This is a genomic window from Bartonella sp. CE47NXGY (assembly GCF_042195415.1).
In the GTDB taxonomy this organism is placed as follows: domain Bacteria; phylum Pseudomonadota; class Alphaproteobacteria; order Rhizobiales; family Rhizobiaceae; genus Bartonella.
Map to the genome: position 1 here is coordinate 1 of NZ_JBHIOI010000282.1, position 569 is coordinate 569.

Sequence of the window (569 nt, forward strand, 5' to 3'; positions counted from 1 at the left end):
AAGTGACATTAATCGGGCGTTTAGGTGCTGATCCCGAAAGCAAAACAATGAATTCTGGAGCAGAAATAGTCAATTTTCGTATGGCAACTTCTGAGAGCTATACAGATAAAAATACTCATCAAAAAGTAGAGAAAACTGAATGGCATTCAGTTGTGATTTTTAATCCACATTTGGCAAAAATTGCACTTCAGTATCTCAACAAAGGTTCAAAAGTTTACGTAGAAGGAAAATTACAAACACGCAAATGGCAAGATAAAAATGGGCATGACCATTACACAACAGAGATTGTCTTGCCACAATTCAAAGGCGAGTTGTATTTGCTTGATGTAAAGAAAGATCAATCTGCCCCTTCTTCCGTTACTTCTCAAAATTATGCTATCGCTTCAGGTGCTGCTGATCATAGTGCATCTCTTAATGACAGCATACCATTTTGATTGAAAAATAGAGCAAAGAGAAACATGTGGGCTCCCACAGATTAGGGGATGTATGAAAAAGAAAGATGCTTACATTTCACAAGTGAAAGTACGTCAAGATCCTGTTAATCAATTGGCAATTGAAATGCGTGCTAA

1 protein-coding gene is annotated in these 569 nt (G+C 37.1%); it reads left to right on the forward strand.

Translation table 11 applies throughout. The features are described from left to right. Positions 1 to 2 precede the first annotated feature (2 nt). Positions 3 to 434 (forward strand): single-stranded DNA-binding protein, encoded by a 432-nt coding sequence (ssb, locus tag ACFIL3_RS11115; protein ID WP_375682308.1) that lies wholly within the window; start codon positions 3 to 5, stop codon positions 432 to 434. Positions 435 to 569: the final 135 nt, after the last annotated feature.